The sequence below is a fragment of the Celerinatantimonas sediminis genome, assembly GCF_046054195.1.
GTDB lineage: Bacteria > Pseudomonadota > Gammaproteobacteria > Enterobacterales > Celerinatantimonadaceae > Celerinatantimonas.
Window position 1 is genome coordinate 26,510 of sequence record NZ_JBEQCS010000019.1, and the last position, 26,474, is coordinate 52,983.

General features: G+C 45.7%; 24 protein-coding genes. 17 read left to right on the forward strand and 7 right to left on the reverse strand.

Annotated elements, in window-relative coordinates; genetic code table 11:
* Window positions 1-5 precede the first annotated feature (5 nt).
* On the forward strand, window positions 6-329 hold the full coding sequence (gene glpE / locus ABTQ23_RS17580; protein ID WP_408617063.1) for a thiosulfate sulfurtransferase GlpE: 324 nt from the start codon (window positions 6-8) through the stop codon (window positions 327-329).
* Window positions 329-1,195: a rhomboid family intramembrane serine protease GlpG gene (glpG, locus tag ABTQ23_RS17585; RefSeq protein ID WP_408617064.1), complete on the forward strand. Its 867-nt coding sequence runs from the start codon at window positions 329-331 to the stop codon at window positions 1,193-1,195. Before glpE ends, glpG begins: the two co-directional genes overlap by 1 nt.
* Here glpG and ABTQ23_RS17590 read toward each other — a convergent pair.
* Window positions 1,173-1,589: a flagellar basal body-associated protein FliL gene (locus ABTQ23_RS17590; RefSeq protein ID WP_408617065.1), complete on the reverse strand. Its 417-nt coding sequence runs from the start codon at window positions 1,587-1,589 to the stop codon at window positions 1,173-1,175. The genes glpG and ABTQ23_RS17590 overlap by 23 nt on opposite strands.
* A 229-nt stretch (window positions 1,590-1,818) precedes the next feature.
* Here ABTQ23_RS17590 and ABTQ23_RS17595 point away from each other — a divergent pair, with 229 nt between their 5' ends.
* Window positions 1,819-2,331 carry a chorismate--pyruvate lyase family protein gene (locus ABTQ23_RS17595; protein ID WP_408617066.1) on the forward strand — a complete coding sequence of 171 codons (513 nt, stop codon included), beginning with the start codon at window positions 1,819-1,821 and terminating at the stop codon, window positions 2,329-2,331.
* Window positions 2,331-3,200 carry a 4-hydroxybenzoate octaprenyltransferase gene (gene ubiA / locus ABTQ23_RS17600; protein WP_408617067.1) on the forward strand — a complete coding sequence of 290 codons (870 nt, stop codon included), beginning with the start codon at window positions 2,331-2,333 and terminating at the stop codon, window positions 3,198-3,200. Before ABTQ23_RS17595 ends, ubiA begins: the two co-directional genes overlap by 1 nt.
* Before the next feature lie 33 nt (window positions 3,201-3,233).
* Here ubiA and bfr (ABTQ23_RS17605) read toward each other — a convergent pair whose 3' ends face one another.
* Both bfr (ABTQ23_RS17605) and bfr (ABTQ23_RS17610) read right to left on the reverse strand, forming a co-directional pair.
* Complete coding sequence (gene bfr / locus ABTQ23_RS17605) at window positions 3,234-3,701, reverse strand: bacterioferritin (protein WP_408617068.1); 468 nt, start codon at window positions 3,699-3,701, stop codon at window positions 3,234-3,236.
* Window positions 3,702-3,703: 2 nt separating this feature from the next.
* A complete protein-coding gene (gene bfr / locus ABTQ23_RS17610; protein ID WP_408617069.1) occupies window positions 3,704-4,180 on the reverse strand; it encodes a bacterioferritin in 477 nt (158 codons plus the stop codon).
* Between the two features lie 323 nt (window positions 4,181-4,503).
* On the opposite strand from bfr (ABTQ23_RS17610), the gene ABTQ23_RS17615 reads away from it, so the two are divergent.
* From ABTQ23_RS17615 to ABTQ23_RS17625, 3 genes are read left to right on the forward strand one after another with little or no spacing between them, the layout of a single operon-like run.
* Window positions 4,504-4,971 carry a MarR family transcriptional regulator gene (locus tag ABTQ23_RS17615; protein ID WP_408617070.1) on the forward strand — a complete coding sequence of 156 codons (468 nt, stop codon included), beginning with the start codon at window positions 4,504-4,506 and terminating at the stop codon, window positions 4,969-4,971.
* A 16-nt stretch (window positions 4,972-4,987) separates the two neighbouring features.
* Window positions 4,988-6,055 carry an HlyD family secretion protein gene (locus ABTQ23_RS17620; protein WP_408617071.1) on the forward strand — a complete coding sequence of 356 codons (1,068 nt, stop codon included), beginning with the start codon at window positions 4,988-4,990 and terminating at the stop codon, window positions 6,053-6,055.
* Between the two features lie 15 nt (window positions 6,056-6,070).
* On the forward strand, window positions 6,071-7,102 hold the full coding sequence (locus tag ABTQ23_RS17625; protein ID WP_408617072.1) for a DUF2955 domain-containing protein: 1,032 nt from the start codon (window positions 6,071-6,073) through the stop codon (window positions 7,100-7,102).
* On the opposite strand, the gene yjeH is transcribed toward ABTQ23_RS17625, so the two are convergent.
* The gene (gene yjeH, locus ABTQ23_RS17630) at window positions 7,062-8,333 is read right to left on the reverse strand and encodes an L-methionine/branched-chain amino acid transporter (RefSeq protein ID WP_408617073.1); all 1,272 of its coding nucleotides are present in this window, start codon (window positions 8,331-8,333) and stop codon (window positions 7,062-7,064) included. The genes ABTQ23_RS17625 and yjeH overlap by 41 nt on opposite strands.
* Window positions 8,334-8,541: 208 nt before the next feature.
* On the opposite strand from yjeH, the gene ABTQ23_RS17635 reads away from it, so the two are divergent.
* From ABTQ23_RS17635 to ABTQ23_RS17655, 5 genes are all read left to right on the forward strand, one after another.
* On the forward strand, window positions 8,542-8,967 hold the full coding sequence (locus ABTQ23_RS17635; protein ID WP_408617074.1) for an Lrp/AsnC family transcriptional regulator: 426 nt from the start codon (window positions 8,542-8,544) through the stop codon (window positions 8,965-8,967).
* Between the two features lie 191 nt (window positions 8,968-9,158).
* A complete protein-coding gene (locus ABTQ23_RS17640; protein WP_408617075.1) occupies window positions 9,159-10,382 on the forward strand; it encodes an MdtA/MuxA family multidrug efflux RND transporter periplasmic adaptor subunit in 1,224 nt (407 codons plus the stop codon).
* Window positions 10,379-13,522, forward strand: a complete 3,144-nt coding sequence (locus ABTQ23_RS17645) for an efflux RND transporter permease subunit (RefSeq protein ID WP_408617076.1) — start codon at window positions 10,379-10,381, stop codon at window positions 13,520-13,522. Before ABTQ23_RS17640 ends, ABTQ23_RS17645 begins: the two co-directional genes overlap by 4 nt.
* Window positions 13,519-16,632, forward strand: a complete 3,114-nt coding sequence (locus tag ABTQ23_RS17650; protein ID WP_408617077.1) for an efflux RND transporter permease subunit — start codon at window positions 13,519-13,521, stop codon at window positions 16,630-16,632. Before ABTQ23_RS17645 ends, ABTQ23_RS17650 begins: the two co-directional genes overlap by 4 nt.
* Window positions 16,633-16,684: 52 nt before the next feature.
* Window positions 16,685-18,094: an efflux transporter outer membrane subunit gene (locus tag ABTQ23_RS17655; protein WP_408617126.1), complete on the forward strand. Its 1,410-nt coding sequence runs from the start codon at window positions 16,685-16,687 to the stop codon at window positions 18,092-18,094.
* Here ABTQ23_RS17655 and ABTQ23_RS17660 read toward each other — a convergent pair.
* The gene (locus ABTQ23_RS17660) at window positions 18,063-18,419 is read right to left on the reverse strand and encodes a hypothetical protein (RefSeq protein ID WP_408617078.1); all 357 of its coding nucleotides are present in this window, start codon (window positions 18,417-18,419) and stop codon (window positions 18,063-18,065) included. The genes ABTQ23_RS17655 and ABTQ23_RS17660 overlap by 32 nt on opposite strands.
* Before the next feature lie 199 nt (window positions 18,420-18,618).
* Between ABTQ23_RS17660 and lexA the strand changes: the two genes are divergently transcribed.
* The 4 genes from lexA to ABTQ23_RS17680 all read left to right on the forward strand — a co-directional run bounded on the left by lexA (window position 18,619) and on the right by ABTQ23_RS17680 (window position 23,076).
* Complete coding sequence (gene lexA, locus ABTQ23_RS17665; RefSeq protein WP_408617079.1) at window positions 18,619-19,284, forward strand: transcriptional repressor LexA; 666 nt, start codon at window positions 18,619-18,621, stop codon at window positions 19,282-19,284.
* Between the two features lie 90 nt (window positions 19,285-19,374).
* Window positions 19,375-20,733 carry an MATE family efflux transporter DinF gene (gene dinF, locus ABTQ23_RS17670; RefSeq protein WP_408617080.1) on the forward strand — a complete coding sequence of 453 codons (1,359 nt, stop codon included), beginning with the start codon at window positions 19,375-19,377 and terminating at the stop codon, window positions 20,731-20,733.
* A gap of 111 nt (window positions 20,734-20,844) precedes the next feature.
* Complete coding sequence (locus tag ABTQ23_RS17675) at window positions 20,845-21,309, forward strand: tRNA (cytidine(34)-2'-O)-methyltransferase (protein ID WP_408617081.1); 465 nt, start codon at window positions 20,845-20,847, stop codon at window positions 21,307-21,309.
* Window positions 21,310-21,513: 204 nt separating this feature from the next.
* Window positions 21,514-23,076: a methyl-accepting chemotaxis protein gene (locus tag ABTQ23_RS17680; RefSeq protein WP_408617082.1), complete on the forward strand. Its 1,563-nt coding sequence runs from the start codon at window positions 21,514-21,516 to the stop codon at window positions 23,074-23,076.
* 1 nt (window position 23,077) lies between these two features.
* Here the strand turns inward: ABTQ23_RS17680 and ABTQ23_RS17685 are convergent, their stop codons facing one another.
* Window positions 23,078-24,472 (reverse strand): ATP-binding protein, encoded by a 1,395-nt coding sequence (locus ABTQ23_RS17685; protein ID WP_408617083.1) that lies wholly within the window; start codon window positions 24,470-24,472, stop codon window positions 23,078-23,080.
* Window positions 24,457-25,149 (reverse strand): response regulator, encoded by a 693-nt coding sequence (locus ABTQ23_RS17690; RefSeq protein WP_408617084.1) that lies wholly within the window; start codon window positions 25,147-25,149, stop codon window positions 24,457-24,459. Before ABTQ23_RS17690 ends, ABTQ23_RS17685 begins: the two co-directional genes overlap by 16 nt.
* 414 nt (window positions 25,150-25,563) lie before the next feature.
* Between ABTQ23_RS17690 and ABTQ23_RS17695 the strand changes: the two genes are divergently transcribed.
* Entirely contained in the window at window positions 25,564-26,469 is a 906-nt protein-coding gene (locus ABTQ23_RS17695) for a cation diffusion facilitator family transporter (protein ID WP_408617085.1), read from the forward strand.
* Window positions 26,470-26,474: the final 5 nt, after the last annotated feature.

Here is a 26,474-nt window from a genome sequence, read left to right on the forward strand (position 1 = left end):
AGCCTATGGAACAGTTTGAACATATTGATGTGATTGCAGCCAAAAAGCTACTAGATGAACAAGGTGCTCTATTGGCTGACATTCGCGATGAAAAATCGTACCAAGCCGCTCATGCGCCCGGTGCGATGCATTTGACTAACCAGACATTATTGCAACTGATTCAAGAGCATGAGCCTGATTCACCGGTGATTGTGATGTGTTATCACGGCATTAGTAGCCAAGGGGCGGCCCAGTATTTATTAACTCAAGGGCTGGAGAATGTTTATTCTCTTGATGGCGGCTTTGAAGCCTGGGCAAAAGTTTATCCAGTGACAGGGTCTGAAGAGTAATGCAGCAGTTAGCGATTGTCGATAATCCGCGTTTGGCTCAGTCGTTTGTTGATTATATGGCGACGCTAAAGATAGCCTGTCAGTTGAGCCCTCATGAACACGGGGTGGTTATTTGGCTGGTGGATGATGCGCATCTGACACAAGCACAAAGTGAATGGCAGGCTTTTATTAAAGACCCGATGGCTCGTAAATATCAACAGGCCTCTTGGCAAGTTGGCGATCAACATCAGGTTCGGTTCAGTTATGGCAGCTCATCCTCGTTGATTAAACAGCGCTTTTTAAGCCATTGTGGCCCGTTTACATTGGTTATGATAGCCGCTGCGATTATTGTCTACCTGGCTAGTATGTTTATGGGAAATAGTGTCTATCGCGCGCTATTTTTCCCCACTTCAATGGCTAGTTTTTACGCTCAGCCGTGGCGTATTATCACGCCGATTTTATTACATTTTAGTCTTACCCATATTCTCTTTAATTTACTGTGGTGGTGGGAATTTGGTGGTGCGATTGAGCGCAAGCTTGGTAGTGCAAAGCTCATTATTCTGACCATTGTTAGCGGCATTCTTCCTAACTTCATGCAGTTTTGGTCAACAGGACCGCTGTTTGGTGGTTTATCAGGCGTTGTATACGCATTGCTGGGGTATTTGTGGTGGACAGCTTGGCTGCGCCCTCATGTCGGCGTGCAAATTAACCGGATGATCGTTGGTTTTATGTTGTTATGGATGGTGCTTGGATTCGTGACGACACCGCTAAGTTCATCAAGTAACGGTTTTATTCCAGCGACGGCGAATCTTGCCCACCTGTTTGGCCTGATTGTTGGCTGTGCACAGGCAGGCTTTGACCGACTTATTGATAAAGATATTTCGTGAAGATCAGATCTGCGACAATATTTTTGTCGCCGGTTTCCTGAAATAACAGATTGTTAACCGCGTTTAGGCATTGCTCTTTGAGTTTGTCACGACCAGATAATGATTTGATCTGATCGCTATCCATTGAGCCAAGAATCTCAATAATTGCATCGCGCAGCAGCGGTGAATTATGTTCAACCTCTTTGAGCTTACTTTCGTGATATACCCTCAGCTCAATGGTTGCTCGAATATAGCCCAAAGATTTTCCAGCGGTGATGTAGTTGGTTACAATGTCCGGCTCTAAACTATAGTATGCATATGTATCCGGCGCCTTTGGATCGTCAGCGGCAAAGCTGGCCTGCATGCTGGTTGTGGCTAACAAGCCAAATAAAAACACCCACTTAAACCATTTCATCGATTGCTCTACCTGTCTTTGGATACATTGCGCTGTATTGTCGCCGATATCTTCTTTAGGTCAAGATTTTAAGTTTAACTTCAGAATTTATTAAAGCATAAATTGTAAAATTTTGCTTACAGCTCATAGTTTAAACATGCCTAGGAGCGTTCCTTGACGCTACATCGGACAACGATTAGGCTTGCTCTATCACAGATGAAAAGCATGATAAACTTACTATAAAAGAGCGATGAGCGGCGAAAATTATTCATCATTATTAGCATCGATTGATTGGCAGCGGGTATTGCCAACGGATGTGTCACTAGGTCTTGGTCACTATTTAAGTGACAGAGGCTCACTCACACAACGGCTAAAATCGTGCACTAAGAAATTTTCGGTGTGTCAGCTTGATGCGTTTTGCAATCAGCCATATGTTCATGAGGCTGCGCTGATGGGAGATTTGGCGCACTATCGTATCCGCGAAGTTTATCTGCAAGGCGATGGTGTTAATTGGGTTTTTGCCAGAAGCCTCTGGCCTGATATCGAGCCCTGCAGTGCATTAAATGAGCTGGCAAATCAGCCGCTTGGAGAGCTGTTGTTTGCGCAAGCACAAAATGGTGATATTGCCCGTCACTATGGTTGTGTTAGTGTGGCTGAACAAACGCTTTGGGCGCGTTTAAGTATTTACTCATATCGAAGTATTCCGGTGTTGGTTCAGGAACTTTTTTTGCCGGCAAGTCCGGCCTATTTGGAGACATGTTAATGGTCAGTGAGCAGCCCAGATGGATGGTCTATGTGCACTTGATGCGATTGAATAAACCCATTGGTTCATTGCTGCTGCTATGGCCGACTCTTTGGGCATTATGGTTGGCTGCTGACGGATTTCCAGACCCAGGCGTGTTAGTCGTTTTTGTACTGGGCGTGGTGATGATGCGCTCAGCTGGGTGTGTCATCAATGATTTTGCTGATCGCAAAGTGGATGGCTTTGTGAAGCGAACTAGCTCTCGGCCATTTCCTTCGGGACAAATAACCACGGTGCAAGCGCTGTGTCTGTTTGGCGCGTTGGTGGTCGCTTCATTTTTAATGGTATTGACGCAAAATCGATTGACCATTGAACTGTCTTTTATTGCCGTTGTGTTAGCGGCAATTTATCCATTTATGAAGCGTTATACGAATCTGCCCCAGATGTTTTTAGGCCTTGCTTACAGCTGGGCAATTCCAATGGCTTATGCAGCGCAAAGTGGCCATTTGCCATTAGAAGCTTGGCTATTACTCATTGCGAATTTCTGTTGGACGGTCGCTTACGATACGTTTTATGCGATGGTTGATAGAGATGACGATATTAAAGTCGGGATTAAATCAACAGCTGTGTTGTTCGGGCGTTTTGATAAGCTGATGATCGGTGTTTTGCAGCTGGTAACTTTGCTGTTGCTGGCGGTGGTGGGGGAATTGCATCATCTTTCGCCAGTTTATTTTATCGGACTGTTAGCCGCGGGTGGATTATTTCTTTACCAGCAATATTTGGCGCGTTTTCGTGAGCGAGAAAACTGCTTTAAGGCATTCTTAAATAACAATTATGCGGGAATGATTATTTTTATTGCGGTGGCTCTGGGATATATCATTGCTGCGTAAAAGCGAGCAGGCGGTAAAACCACCTGCTAGGACTTATAGCTGAGCTTGCAAATAAGTTTCAAGGCCCAGTAGCTTAATCTGTTTAAGCTGCTGCTCTAACCAATGGGCATGGTCAGTTTCGGTGTCATCAATCAGGCGTTGTAGCGCTTTTTTGGTGACATAATCTTGTTCTTTTTCACACAACTCCATCGATTCTTTAAGTAGATTATCGACGCGGTATTCAACCTGAAGGTCGTTTTCTAGCATGCTAGGAACGTCGTGACCCACTTTAATCGGATCGCGAGTGACCATATCAGGCGTGCCTTCTAAAAATAGAATGCGCTCGATGAGGATTGAAATGTGTTCACGCTCTTCAAGCGATTCGTGTTCAATCCTTTCAAATAACTTGCTATAACCCCAATCACCATACATCCGCGAATGGATTAGGTATTGATCCATTGCAGTGAGTTCATTGGAAAGTAACCGATTCAACGCATCAATAACAACGGGTTTTCCTTGCATAATTACTCATCCTCCGAAATTTTCGTTTGCAGATATTTCTCTTCTCCGATCACGGAGATCTGGTAAAGCTGAGCTTCCAGCCAGTCAATATGTTCTTCTTCATCATCAAGGATGTCTTGGAGAAGATCACGGCTGACATAGTCCGTTTGTTGTTCACAAAAGCCCACAGCTTGGCGCAATAAAGGCAATTGGTCATTTAGAAATTGCAAATTGCATTCAAGCATTTCTTTACTTTGCTCGCCAATTCTTAGCGCCCCTAATGCCTGCAGGTTAGGGAGCCCTTCTAAGAATAAGACTCGTTCAATGAGTTTATCGGCCTGCTTCATATCTTTGATTGATTTCTTGTAGCAAGCCTTATTGAGTACTTCAAACCCCCAGTTACCAAACATACGGGCATGGAGGAAGAATTGGTTGATCGAAGTTAGCTCATAAGTCAGTACTTTATTGAGCAACTGGACGATCTGTGGATTTCCCTGCATAGAGGCCTCCTAGTGGGCAAAAGTGATCAGATTATAATTAGCATAACTCACTATTTTGTTACAACCAAGTTAAAAATAAATAAAATTTAATAAAATCAATTAGTTATAATAATGATTATTATTCTCAATAAAAATATTTCAAGATCATTAATTAGAATAAATGATGCTCATTTTTAATAAATATGTATTAAAAAACAGCTGGTTAATATTTAAGTGAGAAATATATCGTTATCTTTTTAGTAATAATTATTTTTTTAACTAGCTATTTACTTAGCCTGCTAATTAACTATAATGCTACTTCCTGTTACACAAGAGAGATCGTTATGAACTTGGATGAGTTGACTTCAGAACAATTGATGGAACATGCCTTAGCGGAAAAATTAGGGCGTGCTAGTCGATTATGGCGCAGTGTCGCCGACCGTTGTCTGCATCCATTGGGCTTGACGCATCCTCGTTGGACTGCACTGTGGAAATTGGCTCGCCTTGAAGGGGATGTCACCCAAAAACGTTTAGCTGATGCGCTTGAAATTGAATTGCCTTCATTGATGCGCACGCTCGGACAACTGGAAGAGCAGGGCTATATTGTGCGTTATAGCAGCCAACATGATAAACGTGCGCGAATCGTCAGCATGACGGATCAAGGCGCCGAGCTGCTCGATGAAATCGCGCAGCGCATTTTAACTGTACGAAAAGCACTTCTTAAGAATGTCGATGAACGTCAACTCCAAGAGTTTGAAGCGGTTCTGGCACAAATCTCTAGTAACGCTCTCGTCCTCGACAAAGAACTTTAATCTATCTAGAAATTCTATGACAAAACATAAATTAACGGCTGACCAGCTCTTTAGCCGCTGGGTTCGGCGTGTTTGTATTTTATTTTGCCTGCTATTTGTTTATTACCTGATTGCCGATTTAAAAATGCCTGTGACACCTCAGGCAATGGTTGAGCGTCCGGTAATTCAGGTCAGTCCGCAAGTGAGCGGAACCGTGACTCAAGTGGATGTTGTTAATAACCAGAAAGTCAAAGCGGGTGAGCCGTTGTTCTCTATCGACTCACGTCCTTATCAGCTGGCATTAGACAAGGCTAAATTAGCGTTGCGTCAGGCAAAACTGACCAATGATGAGTTAGATGCATCGATTAAATCGGCACAAGCTGAGATCCAATCAACGGCCGCAGTCTTGCATCAGCGTAAACGAGATGCCCAGCGAATAGCCAAGCTTTATCGCCAACATGCGGTGTCATCATCGCGTGAAGATCAGGCTATTAGTGAAGAGCAAACTGCTCAAGCTTCTTATGATATGGCGGTAGCTAAATTACAAGGGCTAAAAGTTCAACGTGGTATTAAAGGCCCTGATAACTTGTTATTACGCCAAGCGCATAACCAGTTGGATAATGCCAAGCTGAATTTATCGTATACCCAGGTGAGTGCCTCGCAAGATGGCGTGGTGAGTAACATGCAACTGCAAAGCGGAACGATGGCTGATAGCGGTCAACCGTTGCTTGCGATCGTGGCTGATAAAATTGATGTCGTAGCTGATTTTCGTGAGAAAAACTTACGTCATGTGCAGCCGGGTTCCAAAGCTGTCGTTGCTTTTGACTCTCATCCTGGCGTGCTTTTTGACGCAACAGTTGAAGGCATTGATGCTGGGGTGAGTAGTGGCCAGTTTAATGCCAATGGGGTATTAGCAACGCCTACAACGTCAAACCGTTGGGTCCGTGATGCGCAGCGTCTGCGGGTACATCTGAAAGTGAACGATATGCCAGAGTTGGCATCAGGTGCCAGAGCGACGGTTCAGCTATTGCCTTCGTCAACTCTGCTTAGCGGCGTTGCCAAAGTGCAGATCTGGGCAATCAGTGCCTTACACTTTATCTATTAATTCAGGAGAGCGTTGATGCAACTATGGCAACGAGCACTTGGCGATGATGAATTGCGACGGATGTTGCGAGTCGCTTTTGGCTGTGTGCTGGGTTTTATCATCTCTCAGACCATGAACTGGAATTATGGCGTGTTCTATACGGTCACGCCTGTGTTGCTGCTTGCGGTTGTGCCAGTATTTACCTGGCGCACCGTGAAAGAAAACATCGGCTCAGCCGTGGTTGCTTGTCTGCAGGCAGGTCTTGTTTCGGGGATGTTCGGTTCTCATCCACTGGCCATGACTATTTTAGCCTTTGGCATGTTCTTGTTCTGGTTTTATATGATGTCCCGAGGGTTCATTACCTTTGGCTGTAACGGTGTACTTTATTTAAGTGTACTGCTGCATTTTGCAAGCTATCAGAGCGTTGATGTAAACGACATGATTGCTAACAACCTGTGGGCTTCGGTAATTACCAGTGCGATTGCTTTAGTATTGATGCAGTTGATCCCACCGACACAGCCGCCAGCGTTACCGCCTAAGCCTGATAAAAATGTGCAGCGAGTTCGCCATGAAATTTTGATGGGCTCGGTGGTTGCTACCGGATCGTTTTTAGCATTTCAGATTTTTGATCTCAAAGACTCATTATCTGCGCAGGTAACGACGATTTTATTGTTGTTCCCAATGCATTGGAATGGTTCGCTAACTTATGCACGCAAGCGTACCTTTGGGACATTAATTGGGGTCACCTTTGGGTTGGCCGTGCAACTGCTGCTGTATAGCCACAATAATTCGTTATTTTTGTATGCGCCATTATTGTGGGGAGGCATTTTCTGGTTTTGTCACGCTCATCTTAAAGAGGGCAAAGGCACTGGGATTGGTTTTTCGGCGATGACTACCACCGGGATTTTATTCGGTCAGTATCTCTCTCCCGGCGGTGATATCTTTTTTAGTGCGCTATATCGCTTTAGTAGTGTCGCTGTGGCCGCCTTTTTTGGTTTGATGGCCGTTTATGCCATGCATCGATTACTTAATTGTTTTGCCGCGACGCGTTTTGCCCCAAATGCTTAAAGAGTTGCCAGAGTTTGACCGCCAGTAAAAAGCCAATACTCAGATAGATGACGTAGCTCATCGAATGGCCAAGGCTGTAACTAAATAGCAAAGTAATCACCGCAGCTCCCAGCGCAACATAGCGCTGGAGCCCTTTTAGCAATATCACTCCGGCAATCATTGCCAACAGGTAGATCACGATAAAATTACCATTGGTATAAAGCAGCAATTGAGAAAGTTTTAGCCCGAGTGCCCATGCTCCAACCGTGACAATTAACGATAGAATGCTAATCGCAATCAGTGAGACAACTGGCACTTTGTTATGATTAAGCTTGGCTAAAAATTGTGGCAGTTTGCCCTCATCTGCCATGCTCCATAATAGCCGGGCATAGCCTTGGACATAAACATTGGTGCTGGCAAAACAGGCCAAAAAACCAAGCACGGTTACGAGTGTGCCAGTGAGCGGACCTAAATGAATGGTGGCCATTTTCCCCAGCGATGCCGAGCTCGGCGCTCCGACAAGTAGCGGTAGATCTTTTAACACCAACACGCTAGCGGCCCAGTAGATTAATAAAGTAACCAGCGTGCCTATAATCAACGCCAGCGGAAAATCTCGCTCAGGTCGGCGAAACTCTTCACCCATATGCGAAAAGGCTTCGATACCAATAACACACCAGAACATTAGCCCTAGCGCATCTGTTAATGAGCTAACATGATGAAGTGGCTGAATTTGAAAATCTATCCCTTTCGGGGCGATGGTTATCCAAAGCGCGCCAATGAGCGCAATAATTAAAGCCGCGATTAGTACCTGCAACTGGCCACTGGCTTTGGCTCCTATTAATCCCAGCACAAACATTGCCGCCAGCATGGCCAACTGAAGTAGCAAATTTTGCCAGGCGCTTAAAGGGATTAATGCTTGAATAAAGTCACTACCAATCACCAGTGATGCCGGCATTCCAACGGGTAAAATAGTAAAAAACAAAAATGCTGTTAATCTTTCACTGGAGCGCCCCAGAGCTTTGCCAACGATATGCGGAACGCCGCCTGCGTGAGGGTCTTTTTTCCCCAATGCGGCGAAAGTAAATGCAATTGGCAATGTTAAGACGAGCAATACACCCCAAGCCAGTAAAGAAACTGAGCCAGTTTGTTCGGCGGTTATCGCCGGGACGACAAAAATTCCGGTGCCAAGCATGGTCGTAGCAAGCAACGCAATACCTTGGAACAAACCTAATTGGGGTTTAAGACGACTCATGAGCAAAGCTCCAATCACAGCAGCAGTAAATGAAAAAATATGGGAGAATGATAAGTGATTTTCAATCGATTCACAGACGTTAAATTCGCGGTTTTAGTAATGAATTTAGCGTCTTTAGACTGTAAATTGTTAGTGAGCGTAAAAAGGCAACTTGCTCAATCTTTAACTCATTGTTATAAGAGATAAAAATTGCAGAGCGAAAAATAATATGGATAAATTTGATCAACAGATTGTGGCATTATTAGCCCAAGATGCGCGGCTTTCTGTCAGTGCCATTGCTCGCTCGATTAATCTGTCGCGCTCAGCAACCCAAGAGCGAATTAATCAGCTAGAACGCAAAGGTATTTTGGCAGGCTATCATGCTAAAGTGCTCGACCCGAATCATGGCGAAGCATTATGTGCTTATTTTGAAGTGCATAACCATGATACTCAGTGCAATGACTATCAACCATTGATTGCTCGCATTCCGGAAGTGCGCAGTTGCCAGTTTATCAGTGGTCAGATTGATCTGATGATCTATGTAGAAACCTTTACAATGAGTCGCTTAGAGCAAATTCGCGATGAACTGGAACAGCTGCCTGGGGTCACCTTAGTGCGTACTCATTTAGTTATGAAAACATTAATTGATCGTTAAAATAGCCGATAGTAGGCTAAATGTATCGGTTTTCGGTAATTTATAGTGGGTGTAAAGGAGCGTAAAATAACGTCTTTAGTTGTTATTTTCTTTGATATTTTTAAGTAGCCATATCACTATAATTACATGCTCAATAATAGCCTGTCTTGTATATCGACTATTGATAGTCCATGGCGCTAAAAAGGATTGTAATGCAAATAAATTCCCTCCGAACATCAGGAAAGATTCTACTGCCTGTCATTGTCGTTTTACTCATTATCGCAGCAGGCGGTGGCTGGTATTGGTACCATCAGAGCCATACCAAAACCGATAATTCAGCGCAGATGCAAAAAGGTCCACCTGGGCGTCATGGTCGTCATCACGGTACGATGCCGGGTGGTAAAAGTGGTCCACAGCCTGTTTATGCGGAGTCGGTAACAACGGCAAATGTGCCTGTTTATCTGGATGCGTTGGGAAGCGTTCAGGCTAATTACTCGGTGACCATTACCAGCCGGGTGAGCGGCACTTTAGAGCAGGTCTATTTCACGGAAGGGCAATATGTGAAAAAAGGCCAGTTGTTAGCGCGTATCGATGATAGAGCTTATCAGGCGACGTTAAAACAATATCAGGGCGATTTGGCGCAGAACCAAGCGCTGTTGCAAGATGCCAAATTAACCTTAGCGCGTTATAAAAAGCTTTATCAGCAAGACTCGCTTTCAAAACAAGATCTTCAAGAACAAGCGGCGAAAGTTGGTGAATATCAAGGGCTGGTTCAATCAGACCAAGCGCAGATTGATTCAGCAAAATTAGACATCGATTACACGCGCATTCGTTCTCCGATTAGCGGTTACGCGGGTCTTCGCCAAACCGATCCTGGCAACCTTGTCAGTGCCGATAGCACTGAGATTTTAAATGTTGCCCAAACTCGCCCTATCGCAGTGGTCTTTACCATTGCTCAGGCTCATTTGGCAGATGTAGTCCCAGGGCTTCGCAAGGGCAAAACCTTTGCCGTTGATGCGTATAACCAAACGGGTGATAAGTTATTAGGCCAGGGCAAACTTAAGTTTGTGAGCAACCAAATTGACTCAAGCACTGGTACCGTCAAGCTAAAAGCTATTTTCCCTAATTCAAAAGATACCCTTTATCCGAATCAATTCGTCAATGTGCGATTGCAAATCAATACCTTAAAAGATGCGGTTGTCGCCCCCAAAGCGGCGGTTCAGCTAAGTGACTCTGGTGATTTTGTCTATGTGATTGATAAACAAAATAAAGCGCATAAACAAAGTGTGGTCACCGGCTCGATTGATGGCGAAGATCGCATTGTTGTCGTCAAAGGGCTTAAAGTTGGCGAGCAGGTGGTTACCACCGGTGTCGATGATTTATCCGAAGGTAGTCAAGTTACAATTATGAAAGCATCGACCAAGGATGCTCAATGAACCCTTCTCGATTATTCATCAACCGGCCCGTTGCGACCATTTTGTTGATGGTTGGTGTGTTGTTAAGCGGATTATTGGCTTACAAAATGTTGCCTGTTTCGGCTTTGCCGCAGGTTGATTATCCAACCATTCAGGTGACGACGCTCTATCCCGGTGCGAGCTCGCAGGTGATGGAAACGGCCGTGACCGCACCGCTTGAGCGAGAGTTAGGTGAAATGGCCGGGTTGAATCAGATGTATTCAACCAGCTCTGGTGGCGCGTCGATTATTACCCTCAAATTTAATCTATCACTCTCGCTCGATGTTGCGGAGCAAGAGGTGCAGGCAGCTCTTAATTCAGCCGATTCATTGCTGCCTGACGATTTGCCAAATCCACCGACCTATAAAAAAGTAAACCCCGCTGACAGCGATATTATGACTATTGCTGTGACCTCCGATTCGATGGCTTTAAATAAAGTTCAGGATCTGGTGAACTCGCGAATTGCCCTGAAAATCTCCCAGATCTCTGGGGTTGGGATGGTCTCTTTAGCGGGCGGCCACCAGTTGGCGGTGCGTATTCAGGCCAACCCCAAAGCATTGGCGGCTCATCACTTAACGCTTGAAGACTTATACACAGTCATTAACGAGCAAAATGTGAATGGCTCAAAAGGTGGTTTTGATGGCAAATATCATTCGGTCAGTATCGATGCTAATGATCAGCTGCGAAACCCTGAGCAATACGCCAATCTCATTATCAAATACGAAAATGGCTCGGCGCTTAGAATAAAAGATGTCGCTAAAGTTATTCATGGCAGTGAAGATGAATATCAATCGGCAACCGCTAACGGCAAACCTGCCATTATCATTCAGATTAAACGCCAACCCGGGGCGAATGTAATTGAGGTTGTCTCACGGGTGAAACAGTTACTGCCACGCTTAAAACAACTGTTGCCGGGTAGCGTTAAAATGACCATTCTTTCGGACCGCACGCAGACCATTCAGGCGTCTATCAGTGATGTGCAGTTTGAAATGATGTTATCCATCGCGTTGGTGGTGATGGTGACATTTCTGTTTTTACGCAATATCGCCGCAACCTTTATCCCAAGTGTCGCCGTACCGTTGTCCTTGATTGGGACGTTTGGCGTGATGTATCTGGCTGGATTTAGCTTAAATAACCTGACCTTAATGGCGCTGACTATCGCAACTGGCTTTGTGATTGATGATGCGATTGTGGTGGTGGAAAACATCGCCCGCTATTTAGAGCAGGGCGAGACGCCAATGAATGCAGCACTTAAAGGCTCAAAGCAGATTGGCTTTACCATTATTTCGCTGACCTTCTCTTTGATTGCCGTGCTGATCCCGCTGTTATTTATGGGCGATGTGGTTGGGCGATTATTCCGTGAATTTGCCATTACGTTGGCCGTTGCCATTGCGGTGTCGATGATTGTCTCGCTGACTTTAACGCCAATGTTATGCGCGTATCTGTTGCGTCATATTCCAGAAGAGCAGCAAAGTAAGTTCTATAAAAAAGGTGGGCAGCTGTTTGATAAATTACTCCATGGCTATGAGAAATGTCTGGATGTGGTGCTTAATCATCAACGCGCAACTCTTGGGGTATTTGTCTTTTTACTGGCGCTAACTGCTGCTTTATATTTGTGGATCCCGAAAGGATTTTTCCCCTCTCAAGATACTGGCTCATTACGTGGCATTACCATTGCTAGCAACGATGTGTCGTTTAAAGAGATGGCGCGCCGCCAGCAGCTCGTTGTTGATAAGCTGCTTAAAGACCCAGCGGTAGATAGCATTAGTGCAACCGTCGGTGTTGATGGTCAGAACATCAGCCTCAACCGTGGTCGCTTGCTGATTAACTTAAAATCGTTTGATGAGCGCTCTGAGCGCGCGCCAGCGATTATTAAACGGATGCAAAAAGAGGTCGCTGATATTTCAGGCATCCATCTGTATCTGCAGTCACTTCAAGATTTGACCGTTGATGATCAGGTTACGCCAAGTCAGTATCAATTTAACTTAGCGGATACTGATAGTAGCGAGTTGGTAACTTGGACGCCTAAATTGATGGCGGCGATGCGCCAAACCGGCTTGTTTAAAGATGTAGTGAGTAATTTACAAACCCAAGGGCGCATTGCCTATATTCAAATTCATCGTGATATTGCTGCCCGTTATGGCATAACTGCTGATGATGTGGATACAGCACTCTACAATGCGTTTGGCCAGCGTTTGATTTCGACAATTTTTACTCAATCAAACCAGTATCGGGTGGTGCTTGAAGTCAGTCCAAATGATCAATTAAACCCAGATAGTTTGAAAAATATTTATCTTGCTGGCGATACGGATTCATCGGATAGCGACTCCTCAAGTAGTAGTTCAAGTTCTTCTTCAAGCTCGAGCTCTGATTCAAGTTCAACGCCAATGGTGCGCCTAACCGATGTTGCTTCGGTTAAACTTGAAACAGGTGCGCTGATGCAGGCGCGTCTGAATCAGATCCCGGCGGTGACGGTGTCATTTAATTTGCCCGATGGAAAATCAATTGAACAAGCGCAGCAGCAACTGACGCAAATTCGCCAACAGCTCAACCTGCCTGTTGGGATGAGCCTCACTTATCAGGGAGCTGCATCGGCATTTGATAAAGCAACGGGCAATACCTTGTATCTGATTCTGGCAGCTCTTTTGACCATGTATGTGGTGCTCGGTATTTTGTACGAGAGCTTTATCCATCCAGTCACTATTCTCTCATCACTGCCAACGGCTGCGGTCGGGGCCTTTTTAGCGCTTATTTTCGACCATTCAGAATTTAGCTTAATTGCGTTAATTGGGGTGATTTTGCTGATTGGGATCGTGAAGAAAAATGCCATTATGATGATCGACTTTGCGCTGGAAGCTGAACAAAAACAGCACCTCTCGCCTAGAGATGCGATTGCTCAAGCTTGTTCATTGCGATTTCGTCCGATTCTTATGACGACCATGGCTGCCTTGTTAGGTGCTTTGCCATTGATGTTCGCCCATGGCTCGGGTGCTGAACTGCGCTCGCCGCTAGGGGTTGTGATTGTCGGAGGATTGATCTTTAGCCAAGTGCTAACTCTGTTTACCACACCAGTGATTTATCTGTTCTTTGATCGCCTCACTCGGCGGCGGAGGCACGGATGAATATTTCTCGTCCGTTTATTTTGCGCCCAGTGGCGACGTGGCTGTTAAGCCTGTCGCTCATGGCTTTAGGCGTGATTGGTTTTCGACTGTTGCCAGTTGCGCCACTGCCGAATGTTTCATTTCCGGTGATTATGGTGCGCGCCTCTCTTTCTGGCGCTAGTCCTGAAACGATGGCGGCAACGGTTGCCACGCCACTTGAGCGAGCACTTGGCCAGATTGCCGGGGTCAATGAGATGACTTCAACGAGCTCAAAAGGCTCGACAAATGTTATCTTGCAGTTTGATTTAGACCGCGATATTAATGGCGCGGCTCGTGATGTGCAGGCGGCGATTAACGCCTCTCGCGCGCTGCTGCCAAGCAGTATGCGAACCTTGCCAACTTACTTTAAAGCTAACCCGGCAGCCGCGCCGGTGTTGATGTTGTCGCTTACTTCGAATGAGCTAACGACCGGGCAGATGTATGATTTAGCATCCAGTCAGCTAGAGCAGCGTATCGCTCAGGTGAAAGGGGTTGGCGAGGTCAATCTATTTGGTGCCTCACTCCCAGCGGTGCGCATCGATCTGCATCCACAGGCGCTCACCCATTATGGAATTTCGCTTGAAACCGTGCGTAAAAAAATCGCTGCGGCAACCAGCGTGTCTCCCAAAGGCATTATCCAAAGTAATCGCTTTGCTTGGATGATCAACTCCAATGGTCAGCTCACCAAAGCTAAACAGTATCGTCCGCTCATTATTGCCTATAAAGACGGTGCGACCATTCGTCTGAAAGATGTCGCAAACGTCTACGATTCGGTGCAGAACCGCTTTAATGTTGGTTATTACAATAATCAACCAGCGATCAACGTTGGGATATCGTTGGCCGCCGGTGCCAATATGCTCTCAACCATTAATGAGATTAAAGCGCAGTTGCCGCTGTTTCGTAAGTTACTGCCAGGTGATGTGCAATTACACACAACATTGGACCGCTCACCAACGATTCGTTCCTCGTTACATGAGACTGAGCGCACGCTGATTATTGCGGTGTCATTAGTAATTGCGGTGGTCTTTGTCTTTTTAAGAAATGCCAGGGCACTGCTGATTCCGGCGGTTGCACTGCCGCTGTCTCTGATTGGTACCTTTGCGGTGATGTATCTATTAGATTACAGCTTGGATAACCTTTCACTGATGGCGCTCATTGTGGCGACTGGCTTTGTCGTTGATGATGCGATTGTGGTGCTGGAGAATATTTCTCGTCATCTTGAAGACGGTTATGGGCCTGTTCGGGCATCGCTTCGTGGGGCCAAAGAAGTTGGCTTTACGGTGTTATCGATGACCTTATCGCTGATTGCTGTGTTTATTCCGCTGTTGCTGATGGGCGGTATTATTGGCCGATTGTTCCGTGAATTTGCGGTGACGCTAACGGTCTCATTGCTCATCTCGATGCTTATCTCTCTAACGCTCACCCCTATGCTGTGCTCGCGAATGCTGCGCCGGCAAAAACAGCGTAGCGCCCAGCCTCGCGTGTATCGGTGGATTGAGCGCGGTTTTAACGCGTTGCAGAGCTCGTATCAGAGCGGTTTGCGCTGGTGTTTGAAACATCGGCGAATCACATTATTGTCTTTGCTGGTTACGATTGGCCTTAACTTTTATCTGTTTGCGGTGGTGCCAAAGGGATTTTTCCCAACCCAAGATACCGGCATTATTTGGGGCGGGTTAACGGCTGACCAAAGTACCTCGTTTGCGCAAATGAAGCCGCGGCTGCGCCGTTATACATCGCTGATTTTAAGTGACCCTGCGGTGGCCAGTGTTATGAGTTCGGTCAGTAGTAATGGTCGCGGCGGAAGTAACTCAGGGCGTTTCTTTGTGCGTTTAAAACCGCTGTCACAGCGCAGCGCTTCAGCATCTGAGGTGGCTAACCGATTGTATGCCAAAGCGCAGAAGATGGCAGGCGGTGACCTATTTTTGATGGCCGCGAGTGATTTAATGTTTGGCGGTCGGCGCTCCAATGCCAGTTATCAATTAAGCCTTCAATCCGACGATCTCAGTCAATTGCGTCAATGGGCGCCAAAAGTGCGTGATGCTCTTAGTAAATTGCCCCAGTTATCTGGCGTTGACTCTGACCAGCAAACCGGTGGCCAGCAGGTTAAGTTAGTGATTAATCGCGCGGCGGCAAAACGCCTAGGGGTATCGGTTAAAGATATCGATGCACTTTTAAATAATTCGTTTAGTCAGCGCCAGATTGCCAACCTTTATGAACCGCTCAACCAATATTCGGTGGTGATGGGCTTAACTAGTGACTACACCGATAATAGCGATGTGCTAAACCATCTGAAAATTGTCAATGATGATGGGGATGTCATTCCAATTAAAGATTTTGTCACACTCACCAGCTCCAATGCCCCGTTATCGGTACATCATCAGGGCCATTCTGCCACCATTACCATCGCATTTAATACCGCTGATGGTGTGACATTGCAGGCCGCTCAGCAGGCCATTAAAACTGCCATCGCAAAAATAGGGATGCCAAGTGATGTAGTGGCTGATTTTGCTGGCAATGCGATGCTCTTTAATAGCTTTGTGAGTAATATTCCATGGCTATTAATGGCCGCACTTGCGGCGGTTTATATTGTGCTGGGGATGCTCTATGAAAGTTATGTACATCCACTGACGATTCTTTCGACATTGCCATCTGCTGGTGTGGGCGCATTAGTGCTGATGGAAATTACCGGAACATCTCTCACTGTGGTGGCTCTGATTGGTATTTTGTTGCTAATCGGGGTGGTGAAGAAAAATGCAATTATGATGATCGATTTTGCGCTAGAGGCTCAGCGCCAGCGTAAGCTAAGCCCTGAAGAGGCAATTTATCAGGCGTGTTGCCAGCGGTTTCGGCCGATTTTGATGACATCTCTTGCTGCGTTTTTCGGGGCGCTGCCAATGGCCATTGATCACGGTGGCGATGCTGATTTGCGAAGCCCGCTTGGGATCGCAATTTGCGGCGGTTTGGTCCTTAGTCAGCTTTTGACGTTGTTTACAACGCCAGTTGTTTATCTGTACATGGATAAACTCAGTTTTAATACCCGGCGCTTATGGCGGCGTATCGTCCATAGAGAATCGTTAAGTTATGAAGGATAACAGTTTGCAAAAAATAACAGCGTTAGGACGCTTAACTGTTCTGGGGCTTGTCATGGCGAGCTTAGCAGGGTGTGCGATGGTCGGGCCGGATTATAAAGAGCCCAAAACAGTCACACTTGGTAACCAGTACAAAGCGGCGAAAGGCTGGTCACTGGCCAAACCACAAGATGCCCAAGATAAAGGTCCTTGGTGGCAGGTTTATCATGATGCAATGCTTGATAATCTGATGAAACAGGTCGCGATTAATAACCAAAATGTTGCGCAATATCTTGCACAGTACCAAAAAGCGCGAGCTCTTGCTGAAGAAGCAGGCGCTGATCTAACGCCGGAGGTTTCGTTATCGTTAAGCTCCTCGCGTGGACGTTCGAGCCGGGTGATTAGTAATAGCCATTCGGTAGAAGGGGATGTGAGTTGGGAAGTTGACTTGTGGGGAAAACTTCGCAGAACGCGTGAAGAAGAGCGTGCAAATGCCCAGTCCAGTGCCGCAGAGCTGGCATCGGCAACCCTAAGTGCGCAGTCGGAGTTGGCTCAGGATTATTTTGAGCTGCGTATACTCGATGAAAAAATTAAGCTTTATCAGAAGAATATCGAAATCTATCAGCGTTATCTAAAGGTTGTCGAGAATCAGTATAAATTGGGTAAAGAAACCCGTGATGCTCTTGCGCAGGCGCGTACTCAGTTGCATGGTGCGCGCTCATCTAAACTAGATTTAGTTTGGCAACGGGCACAGATGGAAAATGCCATTGCGGTCTTAATCGGGCGTTCAGCGTCGAACTTTTCAATAAAAGCGGTTGATTTTAAATATCAGCTGCCAGCTATTCCAACGGCTATCCCATCGCAATTACTGCAGCGGCGTCCCGATGTTGCGCAAGCTGAACGTACTGTCGCTGCGGCAAACGCTGCGGTTGGCGTGGCCATTGCTGGGTATTATCCGGATGTCACATTAACTGCCAGTGGCGGTTTTTCAAGCTCCCATTGGTCTGATTTGCTTGAGTGGCCAGCGAGAATGTGGTCCATCGGACCAAGCATCACAGAAACGCTGTTGGATTTTGGCAGAACCAGTGCTGAGGTTCGCCAAGCTCGCGCTAGCTACCGCGCCGATGTGGCAAGCTATCGGCAAAGCGTACTGGATGCAATAAAAGAGGTCGAAAATTATCTTATCGAATCGCATGTGTTAACCCAGGAGCTAAAAGAGCAGCAGCAAGCAACTGCATCAGCTAAAGAATCTGCAAAAATTACCTACAATCAATATGTTGCAGGGATGATAGATTATCTGGATGTAGCAACAACTGAGGCAACCAGCTTGAGTGAACAGCAGAGCTTGTTATCACTGCAACAAACTCAGCTGATTAATAGCGTGAACTTAATAGCTGCGTTAGGGGGCGGATGGGACCGCTCTGAACTTGTCGGTGCAAAAAGCTTTGATAGTGCTAGCCAAGATGCAGCAAAATCCCCCGAATAACCCAGTAGCATAACGCAACGGTTAGTACCGATAGGGCTAATCGTTGTTTACTGGAAAAACTATTGCGGCCAACGATTGAACCGTCTTCTAAGCGAACATGGGTTACCGCTTTGCGGGTATGCCAGTGGCCTAGCTTAAATTCGACACATTGACCACTTTGCAGGGCTTGATAGATTTGTTCGCTCATCTGCAATGGTCCCTCGATAACCTGTCCATTTGCTAAAGCAATATAATTGCAGCGGATCCATTGCTTTTTCGCGCGAGGGCAAATGGTGAGGTTGTTTTGGGCTACATCAACCACACGACCTTTTATAATCATAACCATGACAAATTAATGACGAATACGTCTATTTTATCGCCAATTTTGAAAAATTTCATCTTTGTGTCAAAAGTCTGAGCGTATTAACGGCTAACTCATTTGTTTGTTGGGAAATTTAGTCACAAAAAGAACATGGCTTTAAAAAGTTGCACTTCATAAACTACTGTATATACTAACAGTTGCTGTATAAAAAAACAGGTTCGCTATGAAAGCTCTCACTAAACGTCAAAGTCAGGTTCTGGATATAATTAAAACCCATTTAAGTGAAACGGGGATGCCACCGACTCGGGTTGAAATAGCAAAAGAGTTAGGGTTTCGTTCAGCTAATGCCGCGGAAGAGCATCTTAAAGCACTCGCGCGCAAAGGCGTAATTACAATGGTTCCAGGCGCCTCTCGTGGTATTCGTCTCGTTGAAAAAGAGGTTGAGCCAAGCGCATCTAGCGCTGATGTAGCCACGGAATCGGTAGCTGCCAATGATGAAATAGGACTGCCGCTGGTAGGCCAAGTTGCTGCCGGAGAACCTATTTTAGCCCAGCAACATATTGAGTCTCACTATAGTGTCGATCCGGCATTGTTCCATCCCCATGCTGATTTCTTGCTGCGCGTACGCGGTGAGAGTATGAAGAATATCGGTATTATGGATGGCGATCTGCTGGCAGTACATAAAACCCAAGATATTCACAACGGTCAGGTTGTGGTCGCTCGTGTTGGCGATGATGTGACTGTAAAACGCTTTGAAAAACAGCCTGATAAAGTTATGTTGTACCCTGAAAATGATGATTTTTCACCCATTGTTGTGGACCCATCTTGTGAAGAGTTGACCATCGAAGGGCTTGCTGTTGGCATTATTCGTAATAGTGATTGGTTCTAATTGGCTTTAAAGTCTTACCGTGAATATTGCTTGATTGAACGCTGCTTTGGCAGCGTTTTTGTTTTGCTAAAAACTTAAAAATAGGTCGCTATGACACTCTTTAACCGTCAGCAGTTTAAGGCTATTTTTGCCATAGCCATCCCGATGATCCTCTCCAACGTGACAGTCCCTTTACTGGGACTGGTGGATACTGCTGTCGTTGGACATCTTTCATACAGTTATTACTTAGGTGGTGTTGCCGTTGGGGCAACCATCATCAGTTTTTTATTTTGGATGGCCGGCTTTTTAAGAATGTCGACTACTGGCACGGTCGCTCAGGCAATTGGCCGTAATGATAATGCCCATGCTATTCAGACCTGGCGCCATAGTGCGTTAATGGGGCTATTTATCGCGATTGCGCTGATTGTGTTGCAATATCCCATTTGGCTGTTCGCCGCTAAGCTCGCGGGAGCCGACCCACAAGTCGCTCACTACGCACATATTTATTATCTGATTCGAATTTGGGGCGCTCCGGCGGCATTACTGAATTATGCAACATTAGGCTGTTTGTTGGGGATGAAACGAGCAAAAGCGCCGATGATTTTGTTGATTGTCACCAATGTCGTCAATATTGTTCTTGATTTGGTGTTAGTCATGGGGCTAAAGCTTGATGTTGCAGGGGCGGCGAGTGCTTCGTTAATTGCTGATTATACCGGAGCTTTGTTGGGATTATGGCTGTTATATCGTGCTTGGCATAACCGCGGCGAGTCACTATTGCCTCATCACTGGCGAGGATTTTTGCATCTGTCGCAGTTTGGTGAATTGCTGCGCTTAAATCGCGACATATTTTTGCGAACATTATCATTGCAGCTGTGTTTTAGCTTCGTCACTTTTGAAGGCGCTAAGCTTGGGACTGTCATTGTTGCCACCAATGCAGTGTTGATGAATTTTATGATGTTTGCCTCTTATGCGCTAGATGGTTTGGCTTATGCGGTTGAAGCGTTAGCCGGTGATGCCGCAGGACGCAAAGATCGCCAACTATTTAACCAAAGTGTTTGGGCAACACTTGCGCTGGCGCTTGTTACGAGCATTGTGTTTGCCATTGTTTATCAGCTCTTTGGTGAGCAAATTGTGGCATTGCTCACTAGCATTGATGCCATTCGTAAAAGCGCTGATGAATATCTGCCATGGTTGGTATTTATGCCCATTTTTGCGGTTTGGAGCTATATCTTTGATGGCGTTTATATTGCTCTGACTAAAGGCAATGTCATGCGCAACGGTATGCTCATCTCAACATTTGTAATTTTCTTCCCGCTGTGGTGGTTGACCCAAAGCTATGGCAACCATGGATTATGGTTTTCATTGTGCTGTTTTATGCTAGCTCGCGGTGTAACTTTAATGGTTCATTACTGGTTTTATAACAAACGTTGGTTCGCCAGTATGAGTCAATCTATTGATTCAAATGGATAATTTAAAATTAACCGCTACATTTGGAGAGTTATCGCTCTGCGATGTTTTTTATTATCGGTCACACCTTAGAGCACGTATAATAGCGCTATTGTTTAACGAAAAGGTTTTGTTGTGTTTCATATCGCTTTATTTGAGCCACAGATTGCCCCAAACTGTGGCAACATCATTCGTCTAGCCGCTAACAATGGTTGTCAGCTGCATCTAATTGAACCTTTAGGTTTTGATTTAGAAGAGAAAAAATTACGTCGGGCGGGGCTCGATTATCATGATTTAGCCAATGTGACGGTTTATCCAGATTATTGGGAATTTGCTAAACAGATGCAGGGGCGAACCATTTGGGCATGCACCACTAAAGGGACACGCTCTTATACTGATGTCAGTTATCAAAGTGGCGATGTGTTATTGTTTGGCGCTGAAACACACGGATTATCACCAGAGGTGATGCATTCTATCGAGCCTGAACAGCGTATTCGAATTCCGATGCAGCCGAATAGTCGCTGTTTGAATTTGTCTAACTCTGTTGCTGTGATTAGTTACGAAGCATGGCGTCAACACGGTTTTATTGGCGGTCAGTAGCGTGTTAATTAACTGGTGATTATTGGTTTGTTGTTCTAAATCAACTTGCTTAAGCCCCCATTCCAGTGTAATGCTAATAGCTCTTTGTTCTTAAAGAGCTATTGATTGTGGTTCGTCGTCCCAGTCAAATATTCTCTTTTTTATACTTGTATTCATGTCCGTTGTTGTAAAACGATGGGGCGTTTATCTTTGAGGGATGCTTGGATGCGCCAGAATTTACCAGTTAGTGAACATGAAGTGTTGTTTCCTGAACACTATAATTTGTTATCTACCACTGATCTCAATGGAGTGATCACCTACGCCAGTCCGCATTTTTGTGAAGTCGCTGGTTTTAGTAGTGAAGAACTCGTCGGTCAAGCACACAATATAGTCCGCCACCCAGATATGCCACAAGCGGCTTTTGCTAATTTATGGCAGCAGGTCCAACAGGGAAAGCCTTGGCATGGTTTAGTTAAAAACCGCTGTAAAAATGGTGATTACTATTGGGTGGATGCGTTTGTGTCGCCCATTATTGAAAATGGCAAAATCATTGAGTATCAATCGGTTCGTATCAAGCCTTCGCGAGAACATGTCAAAAATGCAGAGCGTATCTACGCGTTGCTTAATAAAGGTAAGGGCGGTTCTCTAGCCGCGCGTTCATCCTTATCATTATTTAGTCGGTTAGCTGGCGCGCTTGTCGCTTCTGCGATCATTAGTTTCGCTTGTGATTACTGGATTGATTCCTATGCGGCAATAGGCTGTTTTATGCTGTTGGGGTTAATTGCGAGTTTTGTCTTAACTCGACCTCTGGCCAAAATCGCGCATCGAGCACAGCTGCGCAATAATCATCCACTGATTACATATTGCTACCAGCATCGAAACGATGATATCGGCGTTATTTTGCAGGCCCAAAAGATGGATGGGGCCGAGCTAAACGCGGTGATTGGGCGTATTCTGGACTCTAGTATACAAATCGCTAACTCAGTTAGTACCTCTCGCGAGAATGGCCAGCAAAGCGTCGCTCAGCTCGATAATCAAAATGATGGCACGCGCGCGATTAGCACCGCTGTCGAGCAGATGCATCAGGCCACCGATGAAACCGCTGAAAATATGCAAATGGCGGCTGAGTCAGCGCAGCAAGCCTATGATATGACCGAACAACTCGCGCAAGGTGCAACGCAAAGCTCGCAAGCGATTTCACAACTGGCTGGCCAGCTTGAACAAGCTGTTTCTCAGGTGAGTGGGTTAAATGAGCGAGGTCAGCAGATTCAAGGCGTTTCTGAATCGATTAGTGCCATTACCGATGAGATTAATTTGCTGGCATTAAATGCTGCGATTGAAGCCGCTCGAGCTGGTGAGCACGGCCGGGGATTTTCGGTCGTTGCGGATCAGGTGCGATCTTTGGCTCAAACCACTCGCCAATCGACGGCTCAAATTCAGCAAGTTACCAAAGAGATTTTGGAGCAAACACATCGCGTAGTCGACACGATTGATCAAACTCGAGAGTCTGCGCTTCGTTGTCAGCAGCAGGTCGAACAGGCATTTGAACAGTCACAGAATACGTTGCGTTTTGTCGAAACGGTGACAGAGCGAAGTCAGCGGATTGCGGTTGCACTAGAGGAGCAGACGCAAGTTAGCCATGAGGTGACCGATAATATTCGCAACATTCATGAACTGAGCTTGCGCTGCAGTGAGCTGGTCAAAGCAAATGTGAGCCATACTGATAGTCTGCTCTCGGCGATGTCTGATCAAACTCGCTTAGCGAGCCAACTGCGTCGGCTCGCCTGATTTAGCGACCTCGATTGGGCAAATAAATCGTTACCGCTAGGCCTGTTTGGGTGGTGCGGTTTTTTGCCTCGATTCGTCCACCATGTTGGCGCACTGCCCAATCGGCAATCGCAAGACCCAGTCCAACGCCGCCTGAATCGCGATCGCGAGCTTCACTGGCGCGATAAAATGGGCGGAAAATTTCTTTGAGTTCGTCCTCCGGGATCCCAGGGCCGTCATCTAGGACACTAAATGTCAGTTGCGTTGCTTCGTGGCGAATTCGCAGCTCTATCGTTTTATTGGCATATTTAATCGCGTTCCGGCAGAGATTTTCAACAGCGCTTAACAGCGCTTCGGGGAAGCAATAAATGGCTTGGGGACCCTGATTATTTAAAATAAACGTTTTACCCACCTGCGATGCTTCAAACTGACAGTCCGTTGCAAGCTCTTCTAAAAGCTCTGTTAAGTTTTGCAGCTCCAGTTTACTTTCATCTAACTGCATGCGCGACAAGCCTAATAATGCTCTAATCATCTCTTCTAAACGCTCCGCCTCGCGCTCAATGCGTTTAAGCTCTTTGGTTGAGCCATAGCGTTTATTACTTAGCGCAACCGCCATATTTAATCGCGTGAGTGGTGAGCGAAGCTCGTGAGAAATATCACTGAGCAACCGCTGCTGATTCGTAATGGCATTTGATAAGGTTGTAGACATTTGCAAGAGACTTTCAGCCAGTTGCCCAACCTCATCACGGCGGTGAATATTCGGCAATTTTACCGACAGATCTCCCATCGCAATTTGGTTGGCTGATGTACGCAGCTTTTTAAGGGGTGTGGCTATATGCCAGGCCAACATAATACAAGCGATTAAGCTGAATACGACCAGCATCACCAGTAACATCTCTGGACGCATCTGAAAGTGGCTCAGCTCATCCATTCGCTCTTGATTGATAGGGCGATGGATATAGAGCAGATAGTTTTCACCATCGAGGTGTACCATCTGTGGGCCAAAGACGACACGCATTGGCCCAACAATGCGCAGTTTTGGATTCTTCTGTTTATCGTTGCTTAGGATAAACCGCAATATATCTCGTCGATTGCGTCCCAACCGAGGTGTATTGACGATCTCTCCGCTTTGGCTGACTAAAATGAGACTTGGCGTTGGCGGATGTGGTGGAAATAGATTATGAATGCCCGGTGGTAGAAACGGGAAATTATTGGGTGGGGCATAGTGCAGCATAAATGCCCCTTGCTTGAGCTCTTGGCGAGCCCAATTTGGCAGCGGATGGTCGGTATTTATGCTTAGTTGAATAATCAGTAACGCTGTGCCAACGGTCAAAATTAAGATGACCCAAAATGACAAAAAGATTTTAAAAAACAGACTACTGATGAACTGTGAAAGGCGCTTTACCATTGCAACCATAAATACCCTTTACCACGAACTGTTTTAATGCGAGGTTGGTCATCATCACGGTCGGGGATTTTTTTGCGTAAGTTTGAAACGTGCATGTCGAGGCTTCGATCAAACGGCATCAATTTTTTGCCTAAGACCTGTTCATTGAGTTTTGCTTTATCTAGAATTTCCCCTGGATGGCGCAAAAACTGCTCAAGTAGTAAAAATTCGGTACTGGTCAGTTCAACTGGCGAGCCATGATGCAAGACTTCTTGGCGACGCGGATAAATGACTAAATCATCATGGCTGATTTGGTCATCCCCATGTTCATCTGGCATTTTTACCTGATGAGTTCGGCGCAAAATAGCCTTGATGCGCGCCAGTAGTTCTCGGTCGCTAAATGGTTTGGGCAGATAGTCATCGGCGCCTAGCTCTAAGCCAAGTACTCGGTCAAATTCATCGCCTTTCGCCGTTAGCATTAAAACGGGGATTTCTAAACGAGCAGCACGCATTTCCCGCAAAATATCAAAGCCGTTTTTGCCCGGCATCATGACATCCAACAGAACGAGATCGATATTTTTTTGTAAAACTTGCTGCATGGCCAATTGACTGTCGTGGCATGCTTCAAATTCAAAACCTTCTAAAGTTAAAAGGTCACAAAGTAATTCAGTAAGCTCCTGATCATCGTCGATCATCAGCAGTTTCATATTGCGCTTCCTCATTTGATAGTCCGCTTACCCATATAAGTATTATTTTACAGGCAAAAATAGTGTAACGGACTAAAGATATTTTTCTGAATGTTTTACCCAGTTTTACTTAGCTTTGCGTGTACTGGCTTTTTTGTCTCTATTTCAAGACATTTAGCGCCAAGATGTATGGTTCTTACCCGGCTCGCTGATTACGGTTGTCGAGCGCGTGAGTCATCACTTAATCGTACAACACGCCTATAGTATTCACTGTTATGCCTTAATCATAACGAATTTTCCTTAATTCATGGGGAATATGAGTCAATTATTGCGTTATTGATTGATTTAAATGTTACTACAAAGAGCTTTTTTACCCCACTGAAGGGCGTAATTTGGTTACAATATAGACCGGTTTGAGCTCTTATAAGGAATACAGTGGCAGATAAAGATTATGCCAAATTAGTACGCTCGGCGAGTTTATTGGCAACGATGGTGGCGCTTTTGTTGCTGATTATTAAAAGTGCTGCGTACTGGCTTACTGGTGCGGTGAGTATTTTGGCATCGCAAGTGGATTCGTTAATGGATATTGGAATGTCACTGATTAATGTTTTTGCGATTCGCTATGCTTTGCGCCCACCTGATAATGAACATCGTTTTGGCCATGGTAAAGCTGAACCTGTTGCTGGATTAGTTCAATCCGGGTTTATCGGTGGGACAGCGATTATCCTATTTTATACCGGGATTGGCTCTTTATGGTCACCAAAGCCGCTGAGCTCAACTTTGGTTGGATTGGTGGTGATGATTATCTCAACCGTTGCTACAGCTTTGTTGGTTCTTTATCAGACCTATGTAGTTAAAAAGACGAATAATCAGGTGATCCGCGCCGACTCGCTGCACTATTGTATTGATATTTTGATGAACCTTGTGGTGGTTGCCGCCTTAATCTTAGACCGCTTAGGTTGGCGATGGGCAGATGGTGCCTTTACTATTGCTATCGCCGTCTATGTGCTGCATAGTGCTTGGCATATCGGTTTTGATGCGCTTCAGCACTTGCTGGATCGCGAGCTTGACGAACCGACAAAAGTCGCCATTATGGATATAGCAACAAGCGTGAAAGGTGTTGTGGGTATTCACGATATGCGCACTCGTCAGTCTGGGCAGATTAAGTTTATCCAGCTGCATATAGAGTTGGCCGATGAATTGCCACTGGTAAAAGCACATGGTATTAGCATGCGTGTTGAGCATAAATTGCGTGCCAAATGGCCAGAAGCTGATGTGATTATCCATCTTGATCCTCTTTCAATTGTCGAACAAGAGGTCGAATCCGGGTATCATTTCTAAGCTCA

What these genes read in the sequence shown, in the direction of transcription:
- ABTQ23_RS17650 (WP_408617077.1), top strand. Translation starts at nt 13,519, where the DNA reads ATGAATATTTCTCGTCCGTTTATTTTGCGCCCAGTGGCGACGTGGCTG.
- ABTQ23_RS17645 (WP_408617076.1), top strand. Translation starts at nt 10,379, where the DNA reads ATGAACCCTTCTCGATTATTCATCAACCGGCCCGTTGCGACCATTTTG.
- ABTQ23_RS17640 (WP_408617075.1), top strand. Translation starts at nt 9,159, where the DNA reads ATGCAAATAAATTCCCTCCGAACATCAGGAAAGATTCTACTGCCTGTC.
- ubiA (WP_408617067.1), top strand. Translation starts at nt 2,331, where the DNA reads ATGGTCAGTGAGCAGCCCAGATGGATGGTCTATGTGCACTTGATGCGA.
- ABTQ23_RS17620 (WP_408617071.1), top strand. Translation starts at nt 4,988, where the DNA reads ATGACAAAACATAAATTAACGGCTGACCAGCTCTTTAGCCGCTGGGTT.
- ABTQ23_RS17680 (WP_408617082.1), top strand. Translation starts at nt 21,514, where the DNA reads ATGCGCCAGAATTTACCAGTTAGTGAACATGAAGTGTTGTTTCCTGAA.
- ABTQ23_RS17590 (WP_408617065.1), bottom strand. Translation starts at nt 1,589, where the DNA reads ATGAAATGGTTTAAGTGGGTGTTTTTATTTGGCTTGTTAGCCACAACC.
- glpG (WP_408617064.1), top strand. Translation starts at nt 329, where the DNA reads ATGCAGCAGTTAGCGATTGTCGATAATCCGCGTTTGGCTCAGTCGTTT.
- ABTQ23_RS17690 (WP_408617084.1), bottom strand. Translation starts at nt 25,149, where the DNA reads ATGAAACTGCTGATGATCGACGATGATCAGGAGCTTACTGAATTACTT.
- ABTQ23_RS17635 (WP_408617074.1), top strand. Translation starts at nt 8,542, where the DNA reads ATGGATAAATTTGATCAACAGATTGTGGCATTATTAGCCCAAGATGCG.
- ABTQ23_RS17625 (WP_408617072.1), top strand. Translation starts at nt 6,071, where the DNA reads ATGCAACTATGGCAACGAGCACTTGGCGATGATGAATTGCGACGGATG.
- yjeH (WP_408617073.1), bottom strand. Translation starts at nt 8,333, where the DNA reads ATGAGTCGTCTTAAACCCCAATTAGGTTTGTTCCAAGGTATTGCGTTG.
- ABTQ23_RS17655 (WP_408617126.1), top strand. Translation starts at nt 16,685, where the DNA reads ATGGCGAGCTTAGCAGGGTGTGCGATGGTCGGGCCGGATTATAAAGAG.
- lexA (WP_408617079.1), top strand. Translation starts at nt 18,619, where the DNA reads ATGAAAGCTCTCACTAAACGTCAAAGTCAGGTTCTGGATATAATTAAA.
- ABTQ23_RS17685 (WP_408617083.1), bottom strand. Translation starts at nt 24,472, where the DNA reads ATGGTTGCAATGGTAAAGCGCCTTTCACAGTTCATCAGTAGTCTGTTT.
- bfr (WP_408617069.1), bottom strand. Translation starts at nt 4,180, where the DNA reads ATGCAGGGAAATCCACAGATCGTCCAGTTGCTCAATAAAGTACTGACT.
- dinF (WP_408617080.1), top strand. Translation starts at nt 19,375, where the DNA reads ATGACACTCTTTAACCGTCAGCAGTTTAAGGCTATTTTTGCCATAGCC.
- glpE (WP_408617063.1), top strand. Translation starts at nt 6, where the DNA reads ATGGAACAGTTTGAACATATTGATGTGATTGCAGCCAAAAAGCTACTA.
- ABTQ23_RS17595 (WP_408617066.1), top strand. Translation starts at nt 1,819, where the DNA reads ATGAGCGGCGAAAATTATTCATCATTATTAGCATCGATTGATTGGCAG.
- ABTQ23_RS17660 (WP_408617078.1), bottom strand. Translation starts at nt 18,419, where the DNA reads ATGGTTATGATTATAAAAGGTCGTGTGGTTGATGTAGCCCAAAACAAC.
- ABTQ23_RS17615 (WP_408617070.1), top strand. Translation starts at nt 4,504, where the DNA reads ATGAACTTGGATGAGTTGACTTCAGAACAATTGATGGAACATGCCTTA.
- bfr (WP_408617068.1), bottom strand. Translation starts at nt 3,701, where the DNA reads ATGCAAGGAAAACCCGTTGTTATTGATGCGTTGAATCGGTTACTTTCC.